Annotated in this window: 26 protein-coding genes; 12 read left to right on the top strand and 14 right to left on the bottom strand. The window is 37.3% G+C overall.

The genetic code is table 11. The annotated features are described in order from the left end of the window. Positions 1-16 precede the first annotated feature (16 nt). The gene (gene bglX / locus AC3QLY_RS08630; RefSeq protein WP_492989671.1) at positions 17-2,260 is read right to left on the bottom strand and encodes a beta-glucosidase BglX; all 2,244 of its coding nucleotides are present in this window, start codon (positions 2,258-2,260) and stop codon (positions 17-19) included. Positions 2,261-2,485: 225 nt separating this feature from the next. On the opposite strand from bglX, the gene AC3QLY_RS08625 reads away from it, so the two are divergent. The 4 genes from AC3QLY_RS08625 to AC3QLY_RS08610 are packed head-to-tail and all read left to right on the top strand — an operon-like array spanning position 2,486 to position 5,619. Beyond that, a complete protein-coding gene (locus AC3QLY_RS08625; protein ID WP_492989670.1) occupies positions 2,486-3,256 on the top strand; it encodes a TIGR02757 family protein in 771 nt (256 codons plus the stop codon). An 18-nt stretch (positions 3,257-3,274) separates the two neighbouring features. Further along, positions 3,275-3,592: a hypothetical protein gene (locus tag AC3QLY_RS08620; RefSeq protein WP_074417660.1), complete on the top strand. Its 318-nt coding sequence runs from the start codon at positions 3,275-3,277 to the stop codon at positions 3,590-3,592. Positions 3,593-3,641: 49 nt separating this feature from the next. Continuing rightward, a complete protein-coding gene (locus tag AC3QLY_RS08615; RefSeq protein ID WP_492989669.1) occupies positions 3,642-4,658 on the top strand; it encodes a fumarylacetoacetate hydrolase family protein in 1,017 nt (338 codons plus the stop codon). 40 nt (positions 4,659-4,698) lie between these two features. After that, a complete protein-coding gene (locus AC3QLY_RS08610) occupies positions 4,699-5,619 on the top strand; it encodes a flavin reductase family protein (RefSeq protein ID WP_492989668.1) in 921 nt (306 codons plus the stop codon). Positions 5,620-5,634: 15 nt separating this feature from the next. Here the strand turns inward: AC3QLY_RS08610 and AC3QLY_RS08605 are convergent, their stop codons facing one another. Further along, a complete protein-coding gene (locus AC3QLY_RS08605; RefSeq protein ID WP_492989667.1) occupies positions 5,635-6,690 on the bottom strand; it encodes a glycosyltransferase family protein in 1,056 nt (351 codons plus the stop codon). Between the two features lie 16 nt (positions 6,691-6,706). After that, entirely contained in the window at positions 6,707-7,597 is an 891-nt protein-coding gene (locus AC3QLY_RS08600) for a UDP-2,3-diacylglucosamine diphosphatase (RefSeq protein ID WP_492989666.1), read from the bottom strand. Between the two features lie 195 nt (positions 7,598-7,792). Between AC3QLY_RS08600 and AC3QLY_RS08595 the strand changes: the two genes are divergently transcribed. Continuing rightward, the gene (locus tag AC3QLY_RS08595; protein WP_492989665.1) at positions 7,793-8,059 is read left to right on the top strand and encodes a hypothetical protein; all 267 of its coding nucleotides are present in this window, start codon (positions 7,793-7,795) and stop codon (positions 8,057-8,059) included. A gap of 2 nt (positions 8,060-8,061) precedes the next feature. Here AC3QLY_RS08595 and AC3QLY_RS08590 read toward each other — a convergent pair whose 3' ends face one another. After that, entirely contained in the window at positions 8,062-8,316 is a 255-nt protein-coding gene (locus tag AC3QLY_RS08590; protein WP_074417664.1) for a CDGSH iron-sulfur domain-containing protein, read from the bottom strand. 89 nt (positions 8,317-8,405) lie between these two features. Continuing rightward, positions 8,406-9,488, bottom strand: a complete 1,083-nt coding sequence (locus AC3QLY_RS08585; RefSeq protein ID WP_074417665.1) for a hypothetical protein — start codon at positions 9,486-9,488, stop codon at positions 8,406-8,408. Between the two features lie 55 nt (positions 9,489-9,543). Between AC3QLY_RS08585 and AC3QLY_RS08580 the strand changes: the two genes are divergently transcribed. Beyond that, entirely contained in the window at positions 9,544-10,380 is an 837-nt protein-coding gene (locus tag AC3QLY_RS08580; protein ID WP_074417666.1) for an FkbM family methyltransferase, read from the top strand. 3 nt (positions 10,381-10,383) lie between these two features. On the opposite strand, the gene AC3QLY_RS08575 is transcribed toward AC3QLY_RS08580, so the two are convergent. Together AC3QLY_RS08575 and meaB are read right to left on the bottom strand one after the other, a co-directional pair. Next, positions 10,384-11,400: a glycosyltransferase family 9 protein gene (locus AC3QLY_RS08575; protein ID WP_074417667.1), complete on the bottom strand. Its 1,017-nt coding sequence runs from the start codon at positions 11,398-11,400 to the stop codon at positions 10,384-10,386. A gap of 19 nt (positions 11,401-11,419) precedes the next feature. Beyond that, positions 11,420-12,322, bottom strand: a complete 903-nt coding sequence (meaB, locus tag AC3QLY_RS08570; protein ID WP_074417668.1) for a methylmalonyl Co-A mutase-associated GTPase MeaB — start codon at positions 12,320-12,322, stop codon at positions 11,420-11,422. 45 nt (positions 12,323-12,367) lie between these two features. Between meaB and AC3QLY_RS08565 the strand changes: the two genes are divergently transcribed. Continuing rightward, complete coding sequence (locus AC3QLY_RS08565; protein WP_143439116.1) at positions 12,368-13,573, top strand: O-antigen ligase family protein; 1,206 nt, start codon at positions 12,368-12,370, stop codon at positions 13,571-13,573. Here the strand turns inward: AC3QLY_RS08565 and AC3QLY_RS08560 are convergent. Beyond that, on the bottom strand, positions 13,555-14,427 hold the full coding sequence (locus AC3QLY_RS08560; RefSeq protein ID WP_492989664.1) for a glycosyltransferase family protein: 873 nt from the start codon (positions 14,425-14,427) through the stop codon (positions 13,555-13,557). The two genes, AC3QLY_RS08565 and AC3QLY_RS08560, sit on opposite strands and share 19 nt — an antisense overlap. 155 nt (positions 14,428-14,582) lie before the next feature. On the opposite strand from AC3QLY_RS08560, the gene AC3QLY_RS08555 reads away from it, so the two are divergent. The 4 genes from AC3QLY_RS08555 to AC3QLY_RS08540 are packed head-to-tail and all read left to right on the top strand — an operon-like array spanning position 14,583 to position 17,618. After that, positions 14,583-15,218, top strand: coding sequence for an LON peptidase substrate-binding domain-containing protein (locus AC3QLY_RS08555; protein ID WP_074419314.1), 636 nt, complete (start codon positions 14,583-14,585; stop codon positions 15,216-15,218). Positions 15,219-15,236: 18 nt separating this feature from the next. Further along, entirely contained in the window at positions 15,237-15,965 is a 729-nt protein-coding gene (locus AC3QLY_RS08550) for a type III pantothenate kinase (RefSeq protein WP_074419313.1), read from the top strand. 52 nt (positions 15,966-16,017) lie between these two features. Beyond that, positions 16,018-16,596, top strand: coding sequence for an LPS export ABC transporter periplasmic protein LptC (gene lptC / locus AC3QLY_RS08545; RefSeq protein ID WP_074419312.1), 579 nt, complete (start codon positions 16,018-16,020; stop codon positions 16,594-16,596). Positions 16,597-16,628: 32 nt separating this feature from the next. After that, the gene (locus AC3QLY_RS08540; protein ID WP_074419311.1) at positions 16,629-17,618 is read left to right on the top strand and encodes a potassium channel beta subunit family protein; all 990 of its coding nucleotides are present in this window, start codon (positions 16,629-16,631) and stop codon (positions 17,616-17,618) included. Between the two features lie 98 nt (positions 17,619-17,716). Here the strand turns inward: AC3QLY_RS08540 and AC3QLY_RS08535 are convergent, their stop codons facing one another. Then, positions 17,717-18,022, bottom strand: coding sequence for a YtxH domain-containing protein (locus tag AC3QLY_RS08535; protein WP_074419310.1), 306 nt, complete (start codon positions 18,020-18,022; stop codon positions 17,717-17,719). Positions 18,023-18,933: 911 nt separating this feature from the next. Beyond that, positions 18,934-19,149, bottom strand: coding sequence for a hypothetical protein (locus tag AC3QLY_RS08530; RefSeq protein WP_492989663.1), 216 nt, complete (start codon positions 19,147-19,149; stop codon positions 18,934-18,936). A 69-nt stretch (positions 19,150-19,218) separates the two neighbouring features. Between AC3QLY_RS08530 and AC3QLY_RS08525 the strand changes: the two genes are divergently transcribed. Beyond that, positions 19,219-20,712 (top strand): IS1634 family transposase, encoded by a 1,494-nt coding sequence (locus AC3QLY_RS08525; protein WP_074419367.1) that lies wholly within the window; start codon positions 19,219-19,221, stop codon positions 20,710-20,712. Positions 20,713-20,836: 124 nt separating this feature from the next. Here the strand turns inward: AC3QLY_RS08525 and AC3QLY_RS08520 are convergent, their stop codons facing one another. From AC3QLY_RS08520 to AC3QLY_RS08505, 4 genes are all read right to left on the bottom strand, one after another. Continuing rightward, positions 20,837-21,721 (bottom strand): sugar phosphate isomerase/epimerase family protein, encoded by an 885-nt coding sequence (locus AC3QLY_RS08520; protein WP_075051623.1) that lies wholly within the window; start codon positions 21,719-21,721, stop codon positions 20,837-20,839. A gap of 70 nt (positions 21,722-21,791) precedes the next feature. After that, positions 21,792-22,409 (bottom strand): gluconate 2-dehydrogenase subunit 3 family protein, encoded by a 618-nt coding sequence (locus AC3QLY_RS08515; RefSeq protein ID WP_075051622.1) that lies wholly within the window; start codon positions 22,407-22,409, stop codon positions 21,792-21,794. A gap of 22 nt (positions 22,410-22,431) precedes the next feature. Continuing rightward, complete coding sequence (locus AC3QLY_RS08510; protein ID WP_492989662.1) at positions 22,432-24,153, bottom strand: GMC oxidoreductase; 1,722 nt, start codon at positions 24,151-24,153, stop codon at positions 22,432-22,434. Between the two features lie 101 nt (positions 24,154-24,254). Next, positions 24,255-25,973, bottom strand: coding sequence for a GMC oxidoreductase (locus AC3QLY_RS08505; RefSeq protein WP_218331522.1), 1,719 nt, complete (start codon positions 25,971-25,973; stop codon positions 24,255-24,257). Positions 25,974-25,997 lie beyond the last annotated feature (24 nt).

Below are 25,997 nucleotides of genomic sequence, written 5' to 3'. Positions count from 1 at the left end.
TCTTCAAATAAAAAAATTATTTCAACATAAAATCTTTTTCCAGCACATCTCTGGAATTACCGCCAACAAATACTTTAAAGGCGCCTGCTTCTATATGCACATTTCCTTCACCATCATAAAAAGCCAAATCTTTATCAGTTAAGGTAAAATGCAGCAATTTTTTCTCGCCGGGTCGTAAATACACCCGTTGAAAAGCTTTTAATGCTTTAACCGGCTGTACAATAGAAGCGCTCATTTCACGAATGTATAATTGTGCAACCTCATATCCGGCTTTGTTGCCGGTATTGGCTACCTGCACTGATACCTGCAACGGACTATCTTTTTGGATAGTGTTGTTATTCAATTCCAAATTACTGTAAGCAAAATTAGTATAGCTTAAACCAAAGCCAAAAGGATACAATGGTGTATTGGGAATATCGCGGTAGCGGCTCTTCCAACTCTGATCACCTGAATCGGGTAAAGGCCTACCGGTATTAAAATGATCGTAATACACCGGAATTTGCCCCACGGCATAAGGAAAGCTCATCACGGTTTTACCGGATGGATTATAATCGCCACTCAACACATCGGCAACGGCATGTCCGGTTTCTGTTCCCAGAATCCAGCAATATACAATGGCAGTTACATAAGGCTGAATGGCAGTTAATACCAATGGGCGTCCTGCTGAAACCAATGCTATTACCGGTTTACCCGTTGCATGCAATGCTTTTAACAATGCTACCTGCCCGTCTGAAATAGCAGGGTTAGCAAGTGAGCGGTCTTCACCGGCTAATTTTCCTGACAATCCTATATTTACTACAATTACGGCCGCATTTTTAGATGTTGCAACCGCTTCGTTGATTAATTGTTCATTGCTGCTGCCATCCGGCAAATAACCATCGCTGTAAGCTATATTGCTATGCTGATACCTTTCAGTAATGCCTTCATAAATACTTACTGCATCAGCAGCTTTTCCATTGGCAATCCAAAAATCAAACAAATCGGCTTTGCTTTTAGCATAGTAGCCAATTAATGCAATGGAAGAATGAGCAGTAGCGTCAATGGGTAATACGTTGTTTTCATTTTTCAACAATACAATTGAGGCATCGGCTGCTTTTCTGGCTTCATTGCGATGGGCTTCTGTAAATTCTGTTGCCTGTTCTCTGGCCGCATCAGAAAATTTATAGGGGTCATCAAACAAACCCAATTTAAACTTATAGTATAAAACTCTGCGCACATCATCATCTACTTGTTGCATGGTGATTTTTCCTTCTTTTAATAATTCAGGTAAATAATCTACCACCACTTTCGATTCCATATCCATCATACTACCAGCGCTCAATGCTTTGTAAGCAGCATCTTTTCTATTGGCCGCATAGCCATGGGTAATCATTTCATCAAACGAGTTCCAATCGCTCACCACAAATCCTTTAAAACCCCATTTCTTTTCTAAAATATCGTGTACCAAATATTTATTACCACTGGCAGGTACCCCATCAAAAATATTAAATGCATTCATTAGGGTAGCAGCACCGGCATTTACACCTGCATGGTAAGGCGGCAGGTATTTATTCCATAATGCCACTCTTGAAACATCAACTGTATTGTATTCTCTTCCACCCTGCACTGCACCATAAGCAGCAAAATGTTTCACACAGGCCATAATATGTTCTGCATCGTTCAAATTGCCCTGCAACCCCTTTACCCTGGCGGCTGCAACCACACTTCCATAGTAAGGGTCTTCGCCTGCTCCCTCCATCACACGCCCCCATCTGGGATCGTTACTAATATCACACATCGGTGCAAAGGTCCAATGCAAACCGGCTGCAGCAGATTCTTTGGCGGCAACAGCTGCATCTTTTTCAATTTGTGCCACATCCCAACTGCAAGCTTCTGCTAAAGGAATGGGGAAAATAGTTTTATAACCATGTATAACATCAAACGCAAATAAAAGGGGTATACCCAACCTACTTTGCTCTACAGCAATTTTTTGCAAATCCCTTGTTTCATTAGCTCCGGTAACATTTAAGAACGAACCTACTTTACCTTGCTTTGCCATTTCAATTTTAGCCTGTTGGCCGGGATCGTTGGCTGCCGGACCGGTAAAGATGCCGCCATTCAACTGATTCAACTGGCCGGCTTTCTCTAAGGGTGTCATCCGTTTCAACAAATCATTGATCCGGTCTTCAATGGGTGCTTTTGCATTTTTATATAAAGGCTGTTGTGCCTGTACTATTAACGCCACAAATAGCGCTATCGTTAGTATGGTTGTTTTTTTCATATGTGTATATTTATGGAATGATAGATACATTTTTATACAAACAGCCGCATCAGTACAAATAGCATTTTTTAAATAAATGAAAAATAGATTTAAATTTTTCTACAACACTTTATAAAAAGCTTTTGGCAGCTATGCCGATTGAATTAGGTTTGTGGCCTTAAAGTTACAATGCTTTCTGTGTTTACAAACTGCAATGGGTTAATTGGATAAAATAATACCTGAATTATGTCGAAAAAGTCAACATATTATTTGAAAGATTTTCTGGATAGCAAAGTGGCGATATACAACCGTCCCGATTTTATTCCAGGCGATCCCATTTCGATTCCACACAGATATACCCAAAAGCAGGATATAGAAATTGCAGGTTTGTTTGCCGCATTATTTTCATGGGGTAACCGAACCACCATTATTCAAAAATCAATAACATTGATGCAATTGATGGATGATGCCCCTTATGATTTTATCTTCAACCATCAACCCGCTGATTTAAAAAAATTAATGCAATTTCAATACCGCACATTTAATACTACCGATTTATTGTACACTATTTCATTTTTACAACAGCATTACCAACAATACCAAAGTTTAGAACCTGCTTTTAGCCAATGGGGACCAACTGTTGCAGACATGTTGAATGGATTTCATCATTATTTTTTTTCGATGGAAGATGCTCCTACCCGAACCCGAAAACACATTGCAGCACCCGAAAACAAATCGGCCTGTAAACGGCTAAATATGTATTTACGCTGGATGGTAAGGAAAGATAATATGAGCGTTGATTTTGGCATTTGGAAAGAATTGCAGTCTGCACAACTCATTTGCCCATTAGACTTGCATGTAGCCAGGGTTGCAAAAAGACTGAACATGATACACCGCAAACAAACCGACTGGTTAACCGCGATTGAGCTAACGGATTATTTACGCAATTTAGATGCCACCGATCCGGTAAAATATGATTTTGCACTCTTTGGTCTGGGTATCATTGAAAAATATTGATGTAAATTGCAGCATTTTATGCAGGAAAGTCCACAAAATATTGTTACCCGATTTTTGCAAAATAACAGCATTGCAGTTGAGCAGCATACCCCCGCCTTTCAGCAACTGCGAGATGCCATTCAATTTTTAATTGAATCTGATTTTTATGCCTTAGTGCAATTATTATATAGAATAGATGTAGATGAAAAATTATTAAGGCAAACCCTGCATGAACATCAGGAAAATGATGCTGCTGAACTGATTACCCAATTATTGATCGAACGGCAGGCTCAAAAAATTGCCTGGAGAAAAAAAATGAACCAAAACAAAAATATTAGTGAAGATGAGAAATGGTAGTTTGCAACAATGCATTGAATAAACCGGTGGCTATACAAAAACAATACACATGAAATTAATATCGTACTTACGGGATGGACAGGACCAATTGGCATTTATAGTGCATAATTTTTTATATGATTGCGATGCAGTACATCCGGAATTACCGGGCAGTATGAATATGTTTCTGAATTACTGGGATGATATGTACCCCATTGCTCAAAAAGTAAATCAGGCTTTAACCATGGGAACCATGGGTGCCAACAATGGGGTACCGTTAGAAGGCATTCATTTATTAGCACCGATACCCTTCCCCACCAGTTGCAGAGATGGGTATGCTTTTCGTCAGCACGTGGCGGCTGCACGACGCAATAGAAATGTACCCATGATACCAGAGTTTGATCAGTATCCAATTTTTTATTTTACCAATCACCACAGCATACAAGGCCCCGGCCCCATTTATTGCATGCCCGACCATTTTGAGCAATTGGATTTTGAATTAGAAGCGGCGATTGTAATTTGCAGAAATGGAAGAAATATTGCAGCAGAAGTGGCCGATGAATATATTGGCGGTTTAATGGTGATGAATGATATGAGTGCCCGCAAACTGCAAATGGAAGAAATGCTGTTGAATCTGGGCCCTGCCAAAGGAAAAGATTTTTCTACTGTAATTGGCCCTTGTTTGGTAACCTTAGATGAATTAACCGCTTTTGAAATTCCACCCAAGCCGGGCCATACCGGTAAAAGCTGGAATTTAGGTATGAAATGCTGGGTAAATGGGGTTGAAGTGAGCAATGGCAATTTGGGTGATATGGACTGGACCTTTGCTGAAATTATAGAACGTGCTAGCTATGGCGCCAACCTGTATGCCGGCGATGTTATAGGCTCAGGCACCGTTGGTACCGGCTGCTTTTTAGAACTCAATGGAACCGGTAAACTGAACAATCCCAATTATGAACCACAATGGTTAAAAGAAGGCGATGTGGTTGAAATGGAAATTGAATACATAGGTAAAATCAGCAATACTATTGTAAAGGAAGAGAGCCATTTTAGTTTGTTGGCACAAAAGAAACATACAACTGCATAATTGCAATTATTAAATGAATAACCCTTACAACTACTGAAACATGTTAATACCCATTCAGGAATTATCAGGGTTAGAAAGGCAGGGTTGGTTGCAACATGCCATTGCGCCGCGGCCCATTGCCTTTGCCAGTACCATAGATACTGCGGGCAATGTAAACCTTAGCCCCTTTAGTTTTTTCAATTTATTTTCTACGAATCCTGCCATTGTTATTTTTTCTCCCACCCGAAGTGTGCGGGAAAATAAAGTAAAACATACCTTATTAAACATACAGGAAGTACCGGAAGTAAGCATCAATATTTGTACTGAAGCCATGGTACAACAGGTTAGTTTAAGTAGTTGCAATTATCCAAAAGGGGTAGATGAATTCATGAAAGCCGGCTTCAACAAAGAAAAAGCCACTTACATACAACCGCCATTAGTAAAAGAATCGCCCATTCAAATAGAATGCAAAGTATTGGAAATAAAAAGTTTGGGCAAAGGGCCCGGTGCCGGGCAATTGGTAATAGCCGAAGTAATTTGCATGCATGTTTCTGAAAATGTTTTGAATGATGCAGGGACTATGATTGACCAACGTAAAGTGCATCACGTTGCCAGATTGGGTGGCGATTGGTATGCCGTTATCAATGAACAAAATTTATTTACGGTTGCCAAACCCAATGCACATTTAGGAATTGGAATAGATGCCCTGCCTTTAGCAATAAAAAATAGCCGTATTTTAACGGGCAACCATTTGGCACAATTGGCCAATGTAAGCAGTATTCCGGCTATTGATGCGGCTTTTGAAGATATGCAACTGAAACAGATTATACAATATTACGCCAACAGCCCTGCAGAAATGGAAGAAGAATTACACCGCTATGCCATTCAATACATTCAAAAAAACGAAATAGAAAAAGCCTGGCAAATTCTGCTAACCGGAACAGATGTTCGATATTCAGATAAAACCGAAAATACTATTTAAACACTTTACAACAATTTAACCAATAGCCCAAACATCTTCTTCATTCAATATGTTCGATAAAGTGTTTTGATGCAACAGTTTGGCTGCTTTGGCGGTTTCCATTACCTGCTGAACAATGGCATAAGTATCATGCGAAAGCGTAAGTTGTTGTTGTGGTAATCCATTCAGCCATGCCTGAACATTTTCAGCAAAATGATCATCTATTTTTTCAATAACAGGCACATTAAAATGTTGCAGTGCTGCAGCATTACACAACTGCTCATATTGCCCTCTAATGGGCAAACACAGCAGGCGTTTACCTAAGTATAAAGTTTCGGCAGGTGTTTCAAAACCGGCACCGGTAATTACACCATGTGATTGCAACATGCTTTTGGTAAATGAAGCATTATCAATCGGAATAAAAGTAATATTCCCTTTCTGTTCTCTTTGTTTTACCAATTTTGAAAACACTTCAAACCGTATATCGGGTAGCTGACTTAAAGCATTAGCTACTACTGCATCACTATAATGAGAAAGGTATACCGTAACATGGCCTTTATCTTCCGAAATACCATTTAAAATATCGTTTTTAATAACCGGCGGATAAATAAAATGATCATATGATTGAAAATGCAACCCTACATAAGCATTGGCAGGTGCATACTTTTTTAAAACCAATTCTCCGGCAAAATTTCGTTTTTGCGGCCGTGGAGTATTGGGTGAAATGAAAGCGGCCTGATGACCAAAATTAACACTGGGTATATTTTTGAGATAGCAGCTCAATGCAGTAATACTTTCAAAATCGTTCAGTATCACATCATAATCATCTAACGGTAGTGCATTTGCTTCTTTGTATGCACGAATCGGCGAGCAATATTGTAACATTTTTACATAATCTAATCCACCTTTATTTCCATAAAACAAACTCATACCCTTACTGGTAAATTTTACGGGAAGATTAGCGTTTAAATGACTATTACTACCGCTTAAAAAAACATCTACCTGTCCATATTGCTGTAAATAGGGCAACAACTCTACGGCCCTGCTGATATGGCCGTTACCGGTAGCTTGTATGGCGTAAAATATTTTCATGATGAATGAAATAGGTTTAAAAAGGTTTTGATAAAGCTATTTGTCCGGGTACAGTGTGAAAAGATTGCGATACGGAATGAACAAATAAGGCAATTTCATCGGTTACCACATCCGGACTGGCCACTTTCTTATGCATATCAACCACTTTCGCACTTTCAAATGCTTTATCATCGTAGGTATACATGTGCCAGGCATTGTTATAAAATTCTAATGCCGTCAAATGTTCAACCCAATCGCCGCTATTTAAATAGGTAACCTTTCCATTTTCATTTTCCACCACCCGCATTTGTGGTTCGTGAATATGCCCGCAAATAACATATTCATATTTTTTTTCAATAGCTATTTCGGCAGCTGTTTGTTCAAAATTGTTGATTTTAATGACTGCTTTATTTACACGGTTCATTACAGTTTTAGAAAAGCTCATTTTTTCGCGGCCCATCATCTGTAAAAAATGATTAAGCAACCTATTAAAACGAATCAGCAGATTATAGCCGTGGCTACCCCATTTTGCCAGTAATTTGGCACTGCCTTTGGTGGTATTATCAAACACATCGCCATGAAAAATCCAGCAAAGGTGCCCATTAATTTCCATCACCATTTTATCTACCAACTGAATATTGCCTACATCAAAGTGAGTATAGCGGCGCAAGGCCTCATCATGATTGCCGGTAATATAAATAACCCTGGTGCCTTTGGTAGCTAAGCTTAGAATTTCTTTAATCACCTGCATGTGGGTAAGCGGAAAAAAACGTTTCCGAAATTGCCAAACGTCAATAATATCGCCATTTAAAATTAGAATTTGGGGTGAAATGCTTGTCAGGTAATTAACCAGTTCCTGAGCATGGCAGCCGGTAGTACCCAGGTGCAAATCACTCATCACAACAACATCTACAGGTCTTCTGTTCATATCAATTGGTTTACCAAAATTCAAACAGTAGTATTACCTGAATATGAATGGAATATGAATTTATTGTTACTTTAATTTAATTTAAGTTTACTTAACCCGCTTTTTTGGTGTTGGAAAATTTGCTTTTTAACGCCGCTTTTGTTGTTACAAAATGAAGTAAAGCATTGATTTGGTATATCTTTACCACTTAAATGCATGAATATGAAAATGTGGCGTAGCAAAATATTTTTAGGGCTTGTATTTATCATAGTGTGCACAGCAACAGCTGTAGCGCAATGTTCTATTTGTACCAAAACTGCCGAACAATTAGGAGAAGGACCTGCTAAAGGTTTGAATGCGGGAATTTTATACTTAGCAGCAACACCATTTTTAATTATCGGCTATATTGGTTACCGCTGGTTTCAATCTGAAAAAGAAAAAAACAAGTTGGATGCGCAACAAAGTGAGCAGAGCCAACTATAACGTTACTTTTGAAATTGCTGATGCGTACTATCGCAATAAGGCGGATTTTTTGTATGCTTACAATTGCACAACCATACTTCCGCATCTTCTTCGGCCGTAAATCTTAACGGTTTAAAGGGCATACCCTCAATAGTTTTATGGTGCCCATCGCAAAAAGGATTTTTTTGACTTAATCCGCAGGTACACCAGGCATAGGTTTTCCCTTTTTCAACCATTACTGCAGTTGGTTCTGCTTTAAAAACATGTGGTTCTTGCATGAAAATAATTTAAAATTTAAAATATATTCATACAAAGATATATTCCAAGATGCTAAGTTTGGCATTTCACACAAATGACAATTTTGACTTTAAGGCAATTTTATTTCATATATCTCAGATACTAGACCACCTGAAATATCTGACCATACATGATCTTTTCCTCCAATAAAAGTGGTTTGCCCATTCAATGGATACATGGCATAAAGCATTCTACCTGAACCACTATAGGTAGTATAAGCTCCAATTCCGGCTAATAAGTAACCTGGATCAGTAGATTGAGTTAAGGTTTGCAAATGTTGTACATTAAATGTAGAAGTTATTTTTTGTTGAATATCTAATGGACCAATATATATTAAATTATTATTAACCGACAAAGTAAAAGTTTGTAAAACAGCGGGAGTAGCTGTGATATGATCTTTTCCGGTTGACTCGGTAAAATGAATGGGTGCCCCACCATCAGAAATACCGTTTTCTACTAACATATTACCACCGGAAGGATTTTGCCAGGTCAATAATGCGCCACCGGATAAAACCGAATAACCAGATGGCGCATAACTTATACCATGAGGATGTTGTGCTACTGGAGTGGATGTAGTATTAATTGAAAAATAGGGTAATAATACATTTCTATCGATAGGATAATATGCATGAGATTTCAAACTATAAAGATAAAATTTAATGCCAATAGCATACACCCACAAACGATGATTATAAAATTGAATGTGATCTTTTGATGCTGCATTATAAAAATAAAAAGAATTATCATTAACCGGATATGCAGCTGTCAATAATGCATTAACATTTGAACTATTATTACTTAAATCTGAAACTCTGGCACCGCCACCAACTAGAATATAATCTGAATCTACATTCGTGGTAGCACTATTAATATGCCCATCAACATAATCACCCCAAATATTTACCTCCATTTTAACAGAAGGATAAAATACTCCTCCATTATCGGTAATACCTGATGAAGAATTAACTGTATTTGAACTAATAAGAACCCTTGTGGGTGAATAAGGCAAAAATGACATTGTGCCTATTTTCATTGCCAGAATTGAATCTTTAGTAGAAAAGTTGTTAGCAACTTGTTGTAATCCCATATCTTTATTGCAACTTCCTAAAAAAAAGAGAATTGCAAAAAATGGAAAAATAAATAAATTTTTCATAGTAATTTGGATTTTTTTCAGTAAAATTAAAAATTATATTTAAAAATCAAAAAAAATGTTTCAATATCTTAAACAGTCGTTTGCCAGAAAAAAAGCCAGAAGAGTATTTCAGGAATATGGTACGAAAATAGACCATTTTGAAACCAAAGATTTTGGCGATATTGCTTTTGCAAATTGGCTAAACCCATTAATGCGCAGAAAGGTAGTTACTAATGAAGAAATCCATTTTTTTAAACGTTATATACCAGAAAGCTGTTTGGCAATAGATATTGGTGCAAATATTGGAGATTTAACTGTTGCAATGGGTATCGCTGCAGGTAAATCAGGAAAAGTTTTAGCTTTTGAAGCTAATCCAATAGTTTTTAAAATTTTAAAAGAAAATAGTAATATCAATTTAGAAAATTCAAACATTATACCATATAATCTGGCCATAACTGAAAACGAAGAACTTTTTTATTATGCTTCTTCAGAAGCATCAATGAGTAATGGTGGGCTTATAAAAGAATTATCAGATAATCATCACGGAAAATTCAAATTAAATCATCCAATCAAAGGGGTTCAACTGAAACAATTTTTGGAAGCAAACTATGCGCAAGAAGTTTCGAAATTAAAATTCATAAAAATTGATATTGAAGGATTTGACTTTTATGTATTGCAAACAATTTCTGATTTGATAGAAAAATATCGGCCAACTATCATAATGGAAATATTTTATGATTTAGAAACAGAAGTTAGAAATAACATATTTCAATTTTTAAAGCAATTTAATTACGTTCTTTACAATTTACAAAGTTTTGAAAATGACTTTACAATAAAACCAATTCCAATTCAATCTGAAAAAGATATGCCACAAAAGGGTGTTTCAGAAAACATATTGGCCATAATGGAATAAACATTATTTAACCGGAAATTTTAGCAAATACAGTTCTTCTAATTTTTTTGCAATAGCATTGGGTTCAATGTTCTGCATGCATTCGCAAGAAATTTGTTTCTTACATAAATTACATTCAGTTTGATTACAAAAAGTATAAGCATTCTGGCCAATAGGCTGCCATCTGCCGGGATGTATGGGTTTGATAGAAGGGAAAATTCCTAAAGCATGAATACGCAGAGCAGCAGCTACATGTATAGGCCCGGTTCCGCTTGCTACTAATCCATCACAGTTGGCAATAAACGATACAAACACTTTCAAACTTAATTTACCACACAAATTGATGACCAAATCACCAATTTGGCTAAATAATATTTCAAGCTTTGGTTCCTCCTGTTTGGTTCCTGTAATAAAAACATTAAACTTGTCTTTATCCAATAATTTTGCTAATGCTATATAATGCTCCAATGGCCATTCCTTTCCGTTTCCCTTTGATTTTGGATGAAAAATTACATTAAACTTATCTTTACTAATTTGCGCATGTAAACTTTCAGGCAAAGCTGGTGAAGCACAGAATCCATAAGAGGAATATATTTCCGGGAATGAAAATTGTTGATGAATGGATAAACAACTTAAGAGTTTGAGATTTAATTGCGCTTCATGTAAATCAGAGTTTTTCCTACTTAACCTGATTAATTTATTGCAATATAGCCAATGATAAATTCTATTCGTAGTCCCAATTCGCTGTGGAATTGCAAGAAAGAATGCTCTTTTGGCTATTACGGGATCGGGTAACACATGAATGATTGCTTCAATTCGTTTTCCACAGATACTTACACTTTTATTTAAAAAATCATTAAAATCGATAAACTCGTCTACAAACACACAACTTTCAATAATATCTTTTGTATAAGCCCTACCTAAAAATCCAATAAGTATATCAGGAAAGTATTTTTTTATAATACCGGCCATTGGAAGAGTTAAAACTACGTCTCCAATATTATCCGTTCTGCTTATCAAAATAGTTTTAGGTATTTTCAAAATTTTTAATTTAAAATGTCTATAAAATCTCCTCCACCCATTGATACAAATTAAAACCGGGATGATGCACAAAGTTAGACAAATGTGCTTTTAATTGTTGGCGTTGTATTCCTTTCATACATTTTTGCTGCAACAAGCGGTAGGCTTTATCGGCCATTAGCCATAATTTTCTTTCCGGTGTTTGTAATATAGAACTATGTGCGTTAATAGATGTAATCAATTCAGCAATGCCTGTACCGTTGGTGGCAATGGTACTGATAACAGGTGTTTTCCAACTATTATCGGTTTGTACAGGAGTTAGCATGTGTTGTAAATTTTTTACAAACAAAGCTGCTCCGGGCCTGTCGGCTTTATTCACCACAAAAATATCGGCAATCTCCATCAGTCCCGCTTTCATGGTTTGTATTTCATCACCGGCCTCGGGTACCAATACCACCACCGTTGTATTAGCCAAACCGGCAATTTCAATTTCACTTTGGCCTACACCTACTGTTTCCACAATAATATCATCAAAACGTGCCTCTTTTAAAACATCAGTCATCTCTAAAATTTTAGGATGCAATCCGCCTAAATTACCACGGCTGGCCAATGAACGAATATACACCTGTGGGTGTGCATACCATTGGTTCATGCGTATTCTATCGCCCAGCAATGCCCCCAAATGAAAGGGGGAAGATGGATCAACACACAATACAGCCACTTTTCTTTCCAATGCAACCAATGCCCCAATTAACGCATCCGTTAATGTACTTTTACCGGCACCGGGTGGCCCTGTAATACCAATTACTCTGGCATTGTGCTGCAATTGCAGCGATTGCATAAAACTTAAATAGCCGGGTGTTTCATTTTCAATCAAACTTAATGCCCGTGCCAGTGCTTTTATATCACCGCTTTGAATATCTTTCCGTAAATTTTCCCACATAGAACCCTGTTGATGTGCGTAAAATTACTGTATACCTGTATTGATATGTTTAAAAAAACAACAAATCGTAATTTTTTATGGCAACAGTGCACCATACATTGTCTGCTTACAGGGCTATTTGTACTCATGCTATTGGGTTTGTTATTCAGCAGGGCATTGCTCTCCATAAGCATGGCAGTGTGGCTCATTACTATCATAGCTTTTAGATTACAACATCCATTTCCCAAAGAAAAACACCCATTATTGTATTGGTCGCTAATACCTTTGGTCTTGTTTGTAGTAGGAGCCTGGCAACTTCCTTTTCAAAAAGATACTTACGATTTTTTGTTAAACCTATGTACCTATCCCATTGCTTTTTTTGCTGTACACTTGTTATATGCTTCTATTGATGGAAATAAAATAATTCGTATTTGGATTGTTGTTGCATTTTTGAGTAGTATTTACCCATTGAGTTGGTATGCCACACATTTTCAGGAGGCAGTTATCAAATACGGCAGCGGACAATCCATGCCGGTTTGGATGGATCAAGACCATATTCGGTATAGTATTTTTTTATGCAGTACTTTTGCTTTGCTTTTATTTCATTATCCTTTTTCAAATAAATTCCGCTTACCTGTTGTAGTGGCTACATTTTTATTGATTGTTTTTTTATCGGTAAGAACCGCTTGGATAATACTGGCCATTATGCTACTGTTTATTCCATTTTTAAAAATAATACCTTACCGTAAATGGTTAACCGTTGGTATCATAGCAATAGCCTGTTGCAGTTATTTTATTTTTCCTACAGTACAAAAAAAAATAGCTTATACCCTATATGACTGGCAACAATTTAAGCCTTCTGTTTTTAACAGCAACTATTCAGATGGTGCCCGGCGTAATTTAAATTATATAGCTGTTGAGGCCATACAACATAAATCCTATAACGTTGGATGGGCCGGTGTTGCACCCACCATGCAACAATATGGCGAAAAATATTTTCCACGGCAAACCCTCAAATTTGGATGGCCTTTCAACCAGTGGTTGTTTTGGTTATTGGGTAGTGGATGGTTGGGTGTATTACTTTGGACAATTTGGTTACTTTACCCCATTGTATGGGGATTACAACAACAACAATTAGGAGTAGTGGCTTGGAGTTTAGCCATTACAGCATCCTGTTTGGTAGAAAGCAATTTGAATTTTCAGTTTGGTGTTTTTTTACATGCGTGGCCACTGGCCCTAATGGCCTTCAACCATCAGGATAATAAACGGTAATTCCTGAAATCGAACGGACGAATACCGGTTAATTTTTCAAAATGATACAGTAATTTATCTTTGAATGAAAACCGTTTTTTAGTAATATCTAAATTGATTTGCCAGTTTTTAGCAGCAATACGTTGTTGCATTACAGCCGGATGTGTGCCCGTAAATTTTTCAATAGAATCATACTCCTCAAAATTATACACCTGTTGTGGCGAGTTGGCAATAGCCTGAATAGAGGCATGATTCCAATAAGCAGCCATATTTTTATTTTTACGCATCATTTGTTCGGGGCTTTTTACCCAACCATAATGATATACATAAGCATTGGCAGGCTTTACCCATAATTTCTCGGTACCAATTCTAAAACCCTGCGCATCTTTGTAGGCAGTAATTCTTTTATCGTTGCGTATAATGCGTACTTCATGATCGTACCAGGTGCGGCTATCGCCCACATAATCATAAGTTCCATAAAAATGCAGGTATTGAAACAATAAACCTTCTACTTTAATATTGTATTGATGTTCCTTGCAGGCTGCCAAAATAGCGGCATGGTATTTTTCATGTACACATTCATCGGCCTGAATATAAAATGCCCAGGTGCTTTCCGGATCTATTAATTGAAATGCTTTATTGGTTTCAACTGCCAACACAGTTCCGCCGGCACGTAGCGTTTTATCCCAAACAGAATGATGAATTTTGATTTTAGGATCGGGTATTGATTCAATTAAACGCAACGTATCATCCTCACAATCGCCCACTAATACTATCATTTCATTTACCACCGGCAAAATAGAGGTAATGGCTTCCACAATGGGATAATCGTTGATAATGGCATTTTTAATAATGGTAAACCCCGATATTTTCATAAATACATGCAAATTGAAATGAATAAAATAAAACAACTTTTAATGAACACCGGTATTCACAATTTCAAAATTGATTACAAAGAACCGAAAAAAATCATTAACCATTACTTTTGACAAATGAGTGCGTCTATCAATTATTTTCTCAATTTTACAAAATGACCAATTTTATTCCCATTTTCCCTTTAAACATAGTTGTTTATCCGGATGAAATACTGCATTTAAAAATTTTTGAACCGCGTTACAAACAACTGATAACAGAATGTTATGCAGACAATAAACCATTTGGTATACCTGTTGTAGCTGATAACAAAATTACCGACTCTGGTACCTTGGTTGAAATAAAAGAAATTGTAGCGGTATATGAAGATGGTAAAATGGACATTGTTACCAAAGGCGTTGCTGTATTCAAAATTCTGGAATTTATTCAACAAGTACCCGACAAATTGTATAGTGGCGCCATAGTTACCTATCCAACCAACCAAATTACGCCAATGTACACCTATTTAAAACCCGTACTCAGCAATATTCGTGAACTATTTAAACAATTACAGGTAACCAAAGATTTTAAAAAGAAAGAAGAAGAACTACTGAGTTATGATGTTGCCCATCATGTTGGGCTTACACATGAGCAGGAAATAACCTTACTCTGCCTGTTTAAAGAATTGGAACGCATTGAATTTTTACGCAGGCATTTATTGCAAATTTTACCTTTGGTACAGAGCATGGAATTATTAAAAGAAAAAATAAAATTAAACGGCCATTTTAAAGAACTGAAAGGATTTAATTTTTAACCACTAAACCCATTACATATGTCGGTTATACTCTGCTTAGATTTTGGCAATACCCGTTTAAAAGGCGCTATTTTTATAAATGATACTTTAACAACTGTTGTTCCATTAGCCGATGACAGTGTACCAACGATACTACATTTACTGGATACTTATCAGCCTTCACATAGCATTTTATCCTCAGTTATTCAACATAATACCGCTATTAACGATTTGCTTAGCCACTACACCAAATTTCATTTATTAAATCACGAAAGTAAATTGCCTATTTCCACCCCTATAGGCAAACCTGCTACCATTGGTGCCGACCGGCTGGCTATTTGCAGTGCAGCCGTTCATTTATTTCCACAACAACACAATTTAGCAATAGGCTTGGGTACCTGTGTTACGTACAATTATATTAACCCGTTCAATGAGTTTTTAGGTGGCGCCATTTCACCTGGTATGCACATGCGCTTTAAAGCCATGCATGAACAAACAGCCAAATTACCGTTAGTACAAGCCGACAGTAATTTCCCGTTGATTGGGTATGATACCAGAACTAATTTATTAAGTGGCGTACTGATGGGTTTGGCAAAAGAAATTGATGGTATGATTGATGCCTACAGCGAAAAATTTTCTAATTTAAAAGTGAGCATGACAGGTGGAGATATGAATTTTTTTAAAAGCTATTTAAAAAATCCGGTGTATACCGATGAAGATTTGTTATTTAAAGGTTTATTCTACATTAACCGTTTAAATAATCCTTAGATATGGGCATCAAATTGTAATTTTGCCATTCATTTATGCAGGGAGGTGCACTATGTTTTACATCAAAAAATGGTTTACTATTTTATTCATTAGCTCATTGGCCATTTCCTGCGAAAATGATATTCATGAAGTAGAAAATTTAGGAAAAAAAAAATTAGGGGTTGAAGAAGGTACGGGTATTGTAAGCCAGTTTAGCCAGGCAGGCCGCATTAAAGCTGTTTTAAAGGCCCCCTACATGCTGCGCTATCAATATGATACTGTAAAAATTGAATTTCCCCGAACACTACATGTAGATTTTTATGATAGCACCGCAAAAATTGACAGTCGTTTATTTGCCCGATTTGGTTCTTATTTAGAAAATGAAAATAAAGTGTTGTTGCGTGATAGTGTCATTGTTTTTAATGTTAAAGGCGATACCTTGTTTACCAATGAATTGTTTTGGGATCAGTTAAAAGGAACCTATTATACTGATAAACCGGTAATTATCAGTCAAACCAACCCCATTCGTCAAAAATTATACGGTACAGGTTTTTCTTCCAATCAGGATCTTACCAATATAAAAGTGTACAAAGTAGGTTATGGCAATGCCGGGCAAAGCAGTTTTTTAAATGTACCGGATAGTTCTTTATAATTAAAGATTCAATCACCATAAAAACGTAATATATGGAATACAGAAAAATGGGCCGCACCGGCTTACAATTAAGTGTTTTAAGCTTTGGCAGTTGGGTTACTTTTCACAAACAAATTAATGATGGCATTGCCGATGAGCTAATGGGTGTAGCTTACGACAATGGCATTAATTTCTTTGACAATGCAGAAGCCTATGCATTGGGCGAAAGTGAAAAAATGATGGGCAGGGTGTTAAAAAATAAAGGATGGGACAGAACATCTTACATCCTATCATCTAAAGCGTTTTTTGGATGGCGTGGTAAAAACAACAAACCCAACCAAACCGGTTTAAGCAGAAAACATTTAACCGAAGCTTGCCATGAAGCATTGCACCGACTGCAAACAGATTATCTCGATTTATATTTCTGTCACCGCCCCGATAAAACTACTCCTATTGAAGAGGTAGTATTAACCATGAATACTCTTATTAACCAGGGCAAAGTTTTATACTGGGGTACCAGTGAATGGAGTGGGGTTGAAATTATGGAAGCCCATCGAATAGCACGTGATTACCGCCTCATTGGCCCTTCCATGGAGCAACCTCAGTACAATTTATTTGAAAGAAATAAATTAGAAAACGAATATCTTGAAATCTTTAAAAATGTAGGTTTGGGTACTACTATCTGGAGCCCATTGGCTGCAGGCTTATTAACCGGTAAATACAACAATGGCATACCCGAAGGCAGCCGCTTAAGCATTGAAGGTTTTGAATGGTTAAAAGACCGATTAATGGTTACTGAAAAAATAGAAAGAGTAAAGCAACTCACCGCATTTGCTACAGAATTAGGCGTTTCAGTAGCTGCACTCAGTATTGCATGGACCATTAAAAATCCGCATGTAACCACAGCTATTTTAGGTGCCACCAAAACCGAACAATTAACAGACAATTTAAAAGCATTGGACGTATTGCCTTTGTTAACAAATGAGGTAATGGAAAAAATTGACAACATTATGCAAACCAAACCTGTTGTTCCTGAATTCTAATCATTCCTTTTATAATAGACAGAGGCTGCTTCATTATTGAAACAGCCTCTTTTCATGTAAGGGATTGCCATTCAGCAATTTATCCAAACAGTGAATGTTTAACTCATTTTAGCATCTTCTGCCATTCTGTGATACGAATTTTTACTGGCTTCCACTAATTTTAAAATTCTTTCCCTTACGTCATCACGCAAACCGCTGGTTTCATTTTCAAGCACGGCTTTTAATTCATCCAATTCGTTATTCGCCTGTCCGCGTAAATGCCGAAGTTTTCGTTTCATATCATCTGCAGTATCTGCAATTTTTTTACGGGTATCACTGCCCTTGGCGGGAGCAGTTAATAACCCAATGGCAACACCAGCCACTAACCCGGATAAAACGCCAATTAAAAATTTTTGTGCACTCATAAACTATATTTTTATTGTGAAGAAATCATTTTTAGTAGCTATACAAGTTACCAACAGATGGCCTAAAAAGAAAGTTAAACAACAAATAATTAATATATTTTAACACTACATACTTTTAAATTTTAACATTCCATACCACCAAATAATGAGCGGATAATTACTACACACAAAAAGTTTACCGAATATTTTATACAATAGTTCTGAATTGCGCTTATTTTTGAATACATGCTACCCATCGCAAAAAAAATATAGAACATGTACCCATTGCTTCCCCTGGCGTTTGGAAGTATGCGCTACAATTTTTAGGGTGGTTTATTTTACTGGGGTACAAAAATGATATGGAGACTTACTACACCCTATCATTATTTCAATTAATTATATTCAACTGAATAGAACTGTTGTTTTAGAAAGTAGCAGAAAAATTTTAGAAGCTTCGGGATATTATATATACAGTCCGCAGCCGGATGTGTTAACCATTAGCGGTGAATATGGCATTATTTTAAATTACTCCTATTTTGGTTTTGCGGTTATCAGTTTTTGGCTGGCATTTGTTATTACGCATCATGGCCGTTGATAGTTTAAAATAATTTGGGCTATAACTTAGTTTGGCTATCATCATTGCCTGCAATATTGCACGGGTTTGTTTGGTTTTATTATCGGGTTTAGAGCATTGGTCATTGCCATTTGGATTGGAGCACCATACCTGGTTTAATATAGTGACCTATGCTGCTATTATAGTGCTTGCTGTTTTTTACAATTATCTCGTTACTAAAAACAGTGTTCAATAACAATCAGTTGCAGAAAAGAAATTGGAATAAATATCAATAACCCATCTAAAAAAATGCATAAAAAAAGCGGTAAAATTTCACATTCTTTTACCGCTTTTTTACTAAAGTATACCACCTGTTATTTTATGCAAATTTAAATGCTTTCATATAAGCAGCATCTGCTTTAGCACTCAATAAAGGCGTGGTACCGGTAAAGGCTTCCTGCTCAACAATATAATATTTCATACCATTTTCTCTGGCTGTTTTTAAAATAGCAGGATAATCAATAGTACCCTTGCCTAGAATGCAGGATTCGTGGCCACCATTTGCACCTGACTTGTCCGCCTTTCCATAATCCAAACAAATAGTTTCTGATAATCAACTACTTATGATACTTTTTATCTATTTTGACCGCACTAACCAGGTCAAATGCTACACATTAGAATTGTAAAAACAAAGGGAAATTCTCGTTCTGTACAAGTTTATCATTATCAAAACAGTAAACGGGTTATCATCAAACATATTGGTTCAGGAACTACTAACGAAGAAATATTTGCCCTGGAAGAAATGGCCAGGCTATTTATTGCTGATTATACCAAACAATTATATCTATTTGAAGATTCCAAACCTGGCGAGGAGGCAGTATTGGTTAGTCAATGTGAATTCATAGGGATTTACCTTACTTATTTGTACGATGTATTGAGAGCCGTGCAGCACCAAATTGGTTATACTTTAGAAGCGGATGCTTTGTTGAATGATTTTGTAGTGATTCGAATCGTTGAGCCTGGTTCCAAACTTCGTTCTATTGAGTTAATAGAATCTTATTTTGGCATTAAACACCGCAGGCAACAGTTTTATGAATCAGCACATAAATGGCTTGTTTTAAAGGAAAGAATAGAGAAAAAAACGCTTGATTTTGCCAGAAAACAATATGGATTTGATTTTTCTTTATTGTTCTATGATGTTACGACCCTGTATTTCGAAACATTTACGGAGGACGAACTTCGCAAGAATGGATTTTCTAAAGACAACAAGTCGCAACAACCACAAATTGTGGTGGCACTCATGGTTACACCCGAAGGCTTTCCTGTAAGTTATGAGGTGTTTTCAGGTAATACATTTGAGGGTCATACGTTGATTCCTGTCATTAAATCTTTTATCAAAAAACATAAAGTAGAAAACTTTACGGTCGTTGCTGATGCAGCCATGATAAGTACCGAAAATGTGGAGGCATTGAGAGTAGAAAAAATCAACTATATAGTAGGTGCAAGGCTAGGTAATGTGTCGGCCCACTTGTTGGAAACAATAGATGCGAAACTTCCAAAAATAGATGGGAGCGTGATTCGGCTTAAAACAGAAAATGGCTATCTAATTTGTAGCTTCTCTAAAAAGCGCTATAATAAAGATAAATTTGAGATGAACAGGCAAATAGAGAGAGCAAAATTGATGCTGACTCAACCCTCAAAAATGAAGAGGGTAAAATACCTCAAATCAGGCGATAGTAATATGATGCTGAACGAAAAGCTTATTGAAAAAACCACAAAGCTACTGGGGATTAAAGGATATTATACAGACATTAAAGAAGCTGTTGCCGATAATGCAACCATAATAAGTCGCTATCATGATTTATATAAAGTAGAACAAGCATTTAGGGTCTCAAAAAACGATTTACAAACTCGCCCAATTTTCCATTTTAAAGAAGAGCCCATACAATTACATATACTTATTTGCTTTATGGCATTAGCTATATCAAAACATATTGAAATAACAGCAACATTGTCCATAAGAGCATTTTTAACCCATTGTAAAAAGATCACAGATGCCCGATTAATAAATAAAATAACCAAAAAAGAAATAAGAATGAGAGCTCATGTGCCGAATCATCTACAAGAAATTATCACAAAAATTCTTAGACCGCACTAAATCGGACAAGTCAGGAAAGAAATTGGAATAAATATCAATAACCCATCTAAAAAAATGCATAAAAAAAGCGGTAAAATTTCACATTCTTTTACCGCTTTTTTACTAAAGTATACCACCTGTTATTTTATGCAAATTTAAATGCTTTCATATAAGCAGCATCTGCTTTAGCACTCAATAAAGGCGTGGTACCGGTAAAGGCTTCCTGCTCAACAATATAATATTTCATACCATTTTCTCTGGCTGTTTTTAAAATAGCAGGATAATCAATAGTACCCTTGCCTAGAATGCAGGATTCGTGGCCACCATTTGCAGTTTTTGCCAAATCTTTTACATGGCATAAACGGAACCGATGACTGTATTTTTTAAGCCACTCCTGCGAATTTTCGCCGGCAGCTACTACCCAGTAAATATCCATTTCAAAATCTACCAAGTGTGGATCTGTTTCATCCATCATAACAACCTGAGGCACTTGTCCATCTACAGGTTTAAACGAATAATCGTGATTATGATAGGCAAACCTAATTCCGTTTTTCTTACAAATTTCACCGCATTGATTAAACTGCTCTGCTATTTTTTTAAAGCTGTCAATATCTTTTTGTGGTCCTTTGTAAGGGCAAATTAAATAGTCCATACCAATTTCGGCAGCTTCAGCAGCTTTTTGCTCAAAGTTGGTATTGATATCGCAATGCGAGGAAATAATTTTTGTACCCACGCTGTCGCAATATTTTTTGAATTCTTTATTTGTCATTCCCCAAAATATGCCCATTTTTCCTTCAAAACTTTCTAATTGCTTATAGCCATAAGATGCCACAGCTTTGAGTGTTTGTTTAGGATCTTTGGCTAAATCTTCTTTTACTGTCCATAATTGCAACCCAAATTTAGAAAGATCGCCTTCAGTATGGTTGGAAACATCGGTTAATATATTAGTGGCCATTTTTTTTACAGGGGCTGCCAATGCCAGCGCAGAAAGGCCGCCCATTTTTAAAAAATTTCTACGATTGGTTGACATGTTGTTTTTTTTAAAGGTAATTGATGGTATAATATTTCATTAAAACAATGTTGGATAAATGCACCATCTACTAAGTAGCCCAGGCTTTATCGCCTTTTTTATAAGGCATACAACCATCATAATGACCGGGCACTGCCACATAGCGCAAAGCTTGGGTAGCACCGGGTTTAGAAGTAAAATACCCGAATAGGGTAAGCTGCTTCATCATTGTAAAATAATGGTTGGGCGACAAAGCAATGGTTTTGTTTCTTTCCTTTGCTGCTTCCTCTTTTAATTTCGCTTCTTTTTCATTTTTTTCTTTCTGATAGGCTTTTGCTTCAGCATCAATTTTTTCTAACAACGCAGTTCTTTGCTGCGGTGTTGCCTGCATAAAGCCGATACCGTTCTCTTTTTTGCAGAATTCATTTAATTGGCTGATGCCTTCCATGAATACTTTTTGATCGGGTTCCGTGTAGCAGTCAGTCACCATCACTTTCATAAAATTACCAATTCCGGCTGCTTTTGCTCCGGGAGAAGAAGTAGTTGGAATAATGGTTTCACCTACTTCATCTAAGAAAGCAATATCATCCGGTTTAAAGGCTACCACACCGGATTTTTCATTTTTGCAGCCGCTGAGTAAAAACTCACCACCAACCATTACACTGCCGGTAGCCAGTGCAACCATTTTTAAAAGTTCTCTTCTATCCATAGCTTGTATTTTAAAAGTTTAATTATATATTGTTTTTTTTCAATTGTTCAACTGCATAATTGGCCGCCCGTGCAGTAATGGCCATATAAGTTAATGAAGGGTTTTGCGTACTGGTGCTTACCATACAAGCCCCATCAGTAACAAATACATTTTTACAATGATGCATTTGATTCCATTCATTTAGCAAAGCAGTTTTGGGGTCTTTACCCATTCTTACGCCACCCATTTCATGAATATCTAAGCCGGGGGCTTGTTTGCTGTCGTGTGTTTGTATATTGGTACAACCGGCAGCTGCCAACATTTCACTACCCTGAGTTAGAAAATCTTTCAATAATTTTTCATCATTGTCATCATAGGCAACCGAAGTAATTAATTGTGGAATGCCCCATTCATCTTTTTCAGTAGTACTTAAACGTACGTGATTGGTTTCTTTGGGAATGGTTTCACCCTGCATCATCATGCTTACATACCAGTTACCGGCTTCGGTAATGGCATCTTTGAATGCAGCGCCGATACCATCGGCTGAAGCCCTTGCCCGGCCTGCACTGTAGTGCACCATATAGCCTCTTAAAAAATCAGTTTCCTGATGGTATACATTTCTAAAATTAGGCATCATGGCTTGTGTTGGCCTGCGCCCATAATAATATTTATCCTGCGGTCCATCAAACGAAGCTGTAACGTGCCCTCTGTAATTGTGAAAGGCAATAAATTTGCCCAGCAATCCACTATCGTTACCCAATCCATTTGGAAAACGATTGGAAACAGAATTCAATAAAATTAAATTGGTATTGATGGTAGATGCATTTACAAAAATAATTTTGGCATAATATTCCGTTGCTTCTTTTGTAACAGCATTAATTACTCTAACGCCGGTGGCTTTCTGTAGTTTTTCATCATAAATAATAGAGTGAACAACACTTTCGGGCATTAATGTAAGATTACCTGTTTTTTGTGCCCAGGGAATGGTACTAGCATTTGAACTGAAATAACCGCCAAACGGACAACCACGTTCACACAAACTACGGGCCTGGCATTGCGTACGCCCCTGTTCCACATGAATGGGATTGGGTTTGGTTAAATGCGCACACCTGCCTTGCACTACATAGCGATTTTTATATTGCTGCATAATGCGCTGTTGAATGGTTTTCTCCACACAGTTCAAATCCCAGGGTGGCAAAAACTCTCCATCCGGCAATGTTTCCAGCCCATCTTTATTACCACTGATACCGGCAAATTTTTCTACATGCGAATACCATGGCGCAATTTCATTATAAGTAAAAGGCCAGGGAACGGCAAAAGCATCCCGCTCCGGACCTTCAAAATCGAATCGGCTCCAACGTTGGGTTTGCCTTGCCCACAATAAACTTTTTCCACCTACCTGATACCCTCTAATCCAATCAAATGGTTTTTCCTGAACATAAGGATGTTCGGTATCTTTTACAAAAAAATGTTGCGAAGCTTCCCCAAATGCATAACAGCGGGCAACTACCGGATTTTCAGTGGTTACATTTAAAGGCATGCGACCCCGGTGCGTAAAATCCCATGGATTTAATGTAGCGGTGGGATAATCTTTAATATGTACCACATCTCTACCTCTTTCTAACAAAAGTGTTTTCAATCCTTTTTCTGTTAATTCTTTAGCAGCCCATCCACCACTAATACCAGAGCCAATTACAATAGCATCGTAGGTATTGTTTTGTTTACCTGTTGTATTCAAATGAATATTTGATGTATCCTGTGGCATATTTTATTTTTTTGTTACCGGCTATTAATACTTTGTGCAACACCGGTTGTGTCACTCACTTGTACGTTCTTATCATTATTCAGCACCATTCATTCCCGAATTTAAATATTGTTTTTTTTAAGTTCATTTACAGCAAAATCAACAGCCCTTGCCGTAAAGGCCATATACGTTAGCGATGGATTAACACAGGCAGAAGAAACCATGAAAGAACCATCGGTAACAAATACGTTTTTGGCATCCCAAACCTGATTGTATTTATTTAATACTGAAGTTTTAGGATCGTTACCCATACGGGCAGTACCCATTTCATGTATACCGTGGCCCATGGCATGGCCATTGTCCCAGGTAGTTACCTGCGTAGCACCTACTGCTGTTAACATTTGTGCCATTTCGTTTACCATATCTTTTCGCATGGCTTTTTCATTGTCTTTAATTTCAGCATCCATTGCTAAAACAGGTAAACCCCATTTGTCTTTTTTGTTGGGATCTAAGGTTATTTTATTTTCATGATAGGGTAAAATTTCACCAAAAGCAGTAGCGCCAATAGTCCAGGTACCCGGTTGTGTTAATGCCTCTTTAAAATTGGCACCGATGTTTAATTCAGCCACTTCCCGGCTCCAGCCTTCGCGGCTGGCACCACCCTGGTATCCAAAACCACGCAGGTAGTTTCGTTTGTCATTAAACAAATTTGCAAAACGGGGAATATAGAAACCGGTAGGCCTTCTGCCCCCATCATAATAAACATCTTCAAATCCCGGCATAACACCCGATGCGCCGCAGTTGTAATGATGATCCATGATATTATGCCCTAATTCGCCACTACTACTACCTAAGCCATCGGGCCAGATATCGGCTGCAGAATTCATTAATACCCAGGCAGAATTTAAGGCAGATGCATTGAGAAACACAATTTTTGCATAATAGGTATAGGTTTGATTGGTTTCGGCATCTAATACTTCTACACCGGTGGCTTTTTGGGTATTTTTATCGTAAATAATCCGGGTAACAATACTAAAAGGGCGTACCGTTAGTTTGCCGGTTGCCATAGCTGCCGGAAGAGTAGATGATTGTGTACTAAAGTATCCGCCAAAAGGGCATCCTTCCCAACAACGATTTCTAAACTGGCAATTGGTGCGGCTTTGAATAGGCTTTGTAATATTGGCCACCCTGCCTATAAATAAATGGCGTTGATTGTTGTATTGTTTTTTTAAACGGGCAGCCACTTCTTTTTCTACACAGTTTAGCGGTATAGGAGGTAAATATTGCCCATCGGGTAATTGCTGAAGCCCTTCCAAAGAACCACTGATGCCGGTAAATTTTTCAACATAATCGTACCAGGGTGCAATTTCTTTGTAACGAACCGGCCAGTCAATCGCAATCCCGTCTTTGGCATTGGCTTCAAAATCAAAATCACTCCAGCGATAGCTTTGGCGGCCCCACAATATGGAGCGACCACCTAACTGGTAAGAACGCCACCAGGTAAATGGTTTTATTTCGGTATAGGGGCAATCCTGTTCATTGGCCCAATAATCCATCACTGCTTCATTAGCTGCCCATCCGCGATGTATAACGGGGTAGGCGTTACGTTGTGCTTCGGTGGTCCTTCCGCGATGCGGAAAATCCCAAGGATCCCATTGCGCAGTTTTATAATCTTTAATATGCTCAAAATTGCGGCCACGTTCCAGCATAATGATTTTCAATCCTTTTTCAGTTAACTCTTTAGCAGCCCATCCACCACTAATACCTGAGCCAATTACAATGGCATCATATGTATTGGCCTCTGTTGCTTTTGTTGCGATATTGGGTTGATTGCCCGGCATGTGATAACTGTTTAAAAAGTTGAA

This window comes from Hydrotalea sp. GW822-HT8A01 (assembly GCF_058798575.1).
The sequence above is the reverse complement of the archived record's forward strand: the minus strand, read 5'-3'. Positions and strand labels throughout refer to the sequence as shown.